The sequence below is a fragment of the Actinoalloteichus spitiensis RMV-1378 genome (assembly GCF_000239155.1).
Lineage (GTDB): Bacteria > Actinomycetota > Actinomycetes > Mycobacteriales > Pseudonocardiaceae > Actinoalloteichus_B > Actinoalloteichus_B spitiensis.
The window spans coordinates 1-3,588 of sequence record NZ_AGVX02000408.1 but is presented as its reverse complement, the minus strand read 5'-3'; the positions used below and the strand labels follow the sequence as shown (position 1 = coordinate 3,588).

The following is a 3,588-nucleotide window of genomic DNA, read 5'->3' as shown; positions in this document are numbered from 1 at the left end:
GAGACCGCGCTGCCCGGCGCGCACCGCGCCGCCGGGCCGCCCGCCCGTTCCCGGGCGGGCGGTGCACCTCAGTCGCGTCCGGGGAAGGCGACGGTGACGGGGTCCACCCCGAGCTCCTGGCGCCACCGGACCGCCCGTCGCGCCGCGTCGACCAGCGCGGCGAAGGCGGCCGCCCGCAGTTCGCCGTCGGCCGAGCGCTCCAGGACGTACCGCCACGCCGCGGCGGCGTCGGTCTCGGCGGTGAGGACGAGCACCAGCGCGGAACGGGCGTCCACCACGGGTTCGGGTGTCTGGTACGAGGGCTCCGCCGGCACCGGGTCGGTCCCTCCCACCGCGAGCAGGGCCTCGACCTCGTCGCGGCGGCGGCGGTGCTCCGTCCGGCCCTCCGCCAGTGCCTCGTCGTGCTGTTCGTCGAGGTAGGCGTCGGCCAGGCCGTAGGCCCAGAACGCCGCGTGCTCCGCGGCGAGGGCGCGCTGCACGGCGTCGGTCGCCTCGGCCGCCGGGCTCAGCGGGGTGCCGGACGGGCTGGTTTGGTTCGCGGCTGCTGACGTGCTCATGGACGGGACCTCACAGAACGTCGTGGAGGGTGGCGCAGCTGGCGGCGACCGCGGCGACCAGGCCGACCCGGAAGCCCGGGACGGTGGCCACCAGGGCACTGGCCTGCTCGCGGGACGCGTCCACGGCCGCCAACAACTCCTGGCGCGCCGCCTCGGGGTCGCCAGGTGGTTCGGGCGGTGGGGGCGGGGAGGCCGACGAGGGGGCCGCGCTCTCCTCACCCTCCGGCACGGGCGGTGCGACCCGGTCGATCTCGGCGGCGAGGGCCTCGGCGTGCTCGGCGCGGTCCGAGGCGACCAGGGCCACCGCCGCGAGACCCGGGTGCGCCGAGGCGACGGCCTCGGCCAACGCGGCGTCCGCCCTGGCCGAGGCCAGCAGCGGTTCGAGGACGTCGGGTTCCGGTTCGGCTGGGGGCTCCGAGGTGCACGCGGTGAGCACCGGTGCCGCCAGGGCGCCCAGCACGCCGGCGATCAGGAGTCTCCGTCGGCCGAAGGAGAAGCGGCCCTGCGGTGGCGAGGTCACGAGGGATCATCCTGCCAGCGGCGGTGCACCGGCCGGCCGGGCAGGGGAGGGCTCGCTCCACCACCCCACCCGGCGTGGGGCAACCACGTCGAGCGGGTACGCGCTACGCTGGGCGACCACGACCGGCGAGGTGCAGCGCCGGTCGGTCCTGGGCATGCCTCCGTCGAGACGGCGTGCCACGACCCGGCCTGCACCGGGAGTGGGGAGTGTCGGACGTGCCGAGCGGGCAGGACGCCGCGGAACTCGAGACGATCGTGGCCGGTGTGGTCGGCGATCTGGGCTACGACCTGGAGTCGCTCGACGTCCAGCGCGCCGGTGGGCGCCGCGTGGTCCGGGTCGTCGTCGACCGTGACAGCGGGGTCGGCCTCGACGAGATCGCCGAGGCGAGCCGTGCCGTGTCCGCCGCCCTGGACGAGCGCGAACAGGTGCTCGCCGGCCCCTACACCCTGGAGGTCACCTCACCCGGAGTCGACCGGCCCCTGACGCGGCCGAGGCACTGGCGCCGAGCTCGCCACCGCCTGGTGCGGACGCGGCTGGCGGAGGGTGGTGAGCTGACCGGCCGGGTCGGCGACGCCGACGACGAGGGCGTCACGCTGCTCGTCGACGGCAGCCTGCGGAGGCTCGCGTTCCACGAGGTGGAGCGGGCCGTCGTCGAGGTGGAGTTCCGGCAGCCGCCGGTAGACGAACTGAAGCTGCTGGACCTGGGGGGTGCCGCCGACGACGGGGCCGCACCCGAGCAGGGCGCGAGCGAGGAGAGGCCGAAGTGAACGTGGACATCGCCGCACTGCGGGCGATCGAGCGTGACAAGGAGATTCCTTTCGAGACCGTCCTCGAAGCGATCGAGACCGCGCTGTTGACGGCTTACAAGCACACCGAGGGCCACCAGCCCCACGCGAGGGTCGACATCGACCGCAAGACGGGTGTCGTGCGGGTCCTCGCCCACGAGATCGGCGAGGACGGGGAGCCGGGGCCGGAGTGGGATGACACCCCCGAGGGCTTCGGCCGGATCGCCGCCACCACGGCCAGGCAGGTCATCCTGCAGCGCCTGCGTGACGCCGAGCACGACCGGACCTACGGGGAGTTCGCGACCAAGGAGGGCGAGATCCTCGCCGGCGTGGTGCAGCGGGACTCGCGGGCCAACTCGCGGGGCATGGTCGTGGTCGAGCTGGGGGACACCGAGGGCGTGATCCCGCCGGCCGAGCAGGTGCCCGGGGAGTCCTACGAGCACGGCAGCAGGCTGAAGTGCTACGTGGTCGGTGTGGCCAGGGGGGCGAGGGGGACCCAGATCACCCTCTCCCGGACGCATCCGAACCTGGTGCGGCGGCTGTTCGCCCTGGAGGTCCCCGAGATCGCCGACGGTGTGGTGGAGATCCCCGCGGTGGCCCGGGAGTCGGGGCACCGCAGCAAGATCGCGGTGCACTCCACCGTGCAGGGCGTCAACGCCAAGGGCGCCTGCATCGGCCCGATGGGCGCCCGGGTGCGCAACGTGATGAGCGAGCTCGGCGGTGAGAAGATCGACATCGTCGACTACTCGGAGGACCCGGCTACCTTCGTCGGCAACGCGCTCTCACCGGCCAAGGTAGTATCGGTGGAGGTCGTCGACGAACGCGCCAAGACGGCCAGGGTGGTGGTCCCCGACTACCAGCTGTCGCTCGCGATCGGCAAGGAAGGCCAGAACGCCAGGCTGGCGGCCCGGCTGACCGGCTGGCGGATCGACATCAGGAGCGACGCCGAACCGAGCACGCCGGCCGCTGGCGGCGGGGAGTCGACGGACCAGGCCACCGGCGCACCAGCAGCCGGTTCGGCTGAGTGAACGGCAAGGGTTAGACTTTCATTGGATCACCACCGACCGGGAGCACCCGCGCGGTCACGTCCGGGCACGGGTCCCGTACGTACCTGTGTGGGCTGCCGAGGGCGTGTGGTGTCTTCCGAGCTACTGCGAGTGGTGGCCGTGGTCGTCGGCGAGAGCCGAGCCGTGGTCCCGGATCCCCAGCGAAGGCGGCCGGGTCGAGGGGCGTGGGTGCACCCCGATCCGGAGTGCCTGCGCCGGGCCGAGCGGCGGCGCGCGTTCCCGCGTGCCCTCCGGGTGCCGGGGCCGGTGGACGTGTCGGCGGTCGAGCGCCACCTCGGGCAGAATGCTCGGAGTATTCAGACCGACGTGGGACTTCCCCCACGTCCGGCAGCAGAAGGAAGCAGGTCGACCCGTCATGAAGCAGCCGTGAAGCTGAAGCCATGAACGCGCTTCGACGGTAGGACGAGGTCGAGCGGGATTTGCCGCCCGGCCTCACCAGATGAGGAGAGCAGTGGCAGGCAAGGCCCGCGTGCACGAGCTCGCGAAAGAGCTCGGTGTCACGAGCAAGGAAGTACTGAAGAAACTCGCCGACCTCGGCGAATACGTGAAGTCCGCGTCCTCCACGGTGGAGGCCCCCGTCGCGCGGCGACTGCGCGACGCCTTCCCCCGGTCGGGGGACTCGTCCAACGGCAAGGGCCGTCGTCCGGGGCCGCGCCCCG

The 3,588-nt window shown here is 73.3% G+C and carries 6 protein-coding genes; 4 read left to right on the top strand and 2 right to left on the bottom strand.

Features of this window, described 5'->3' with window-relative positions; genetic code table 11:
* Positions 1-68 precede the first annotated feature (68 nt).
* Together ACTIDRAF_RS0217790 and ACTIDRAF_RS33455 are read right to left on the bottom strand one after the other, a co-directional pair.
* Positions 69-557 carry a ferritin-like domain-containing protein gene (locus ACTIDRAF_RS0217790; RefSeq protein WP_016700076.1) on the bottom strand — a complete coding sequence of 163 codons (489 nt, stop codon included), beginning with the start codon at positions 555-557 and terminating at the stop codon, positions 69-71.
* Between the two features lie 10 nt (positions 558-567).
* Positions 568-1,077, bottom strand: coding sequence for a hypothetical protein (locus ACTIDRAF_RS33455; RefSeq protein WP_016700075.1), 510 nt, complete (start codon positions 1,075-1,077; stop codon positions 568-570).
* Positions 1,078-1,283: 206 nt separating this feature from the next.
* Here ACTIDRAF_RS33455 and rimP point away from each other — a divergent pair, with 206 nt between their 5' ends.
* The 4 genes from rimP to ACTIDRAF_RS29575 form a co-directional block, all read left to right on the top strand.
* On the top strand, positions 1,284-1,844 hold the full coding sequence (gene rimP, locus ACTIDRAF_RS0217780; RefSeq protein WP_026066223.1) for a ribosome maturation factor RimP: 561 nt from the start codon (positions 1,284-1,286) through the stop codon (positions 1,842-1,844).
* Positions 1,841-2,890: a transcription termination factor NusA gene (gene nusA, locus ACTIDRAF_RS0217775; RefSeq protein WP_016700073.1), complete on the top strand. Its 1,050-nt coding sequence runs from the start codon at positions 1,841-1,843 to the stop codon at positions 2,888-2,890. Before rimP ends, nusA begins: the two co-directional genes overlap by 4 nt.
* Before the next feature lie 87 nt (positions 2,891-2,977).
* Positions 2,978-3,313, top strand: a complete 336-nt coding sequence (locus ACTIDRAF_RS32970) for a YlxR family protein (protein WP_342626690.1) — start codon at positions 2,978-2,980, stop codon at positions 3,311-3,313.
* 67 nt (positions 3,314-3,380) lie between these two features.
* Positions 3,381-3,588, top strand: a 208-nt coding sequence (locus ACTIDRAF_RS29575) for a translation initiation factor IF-2 N-terminal domain-containing protein (protein WP_039787947.1), incomplete at its 3' end; no start/stop codon positions are given.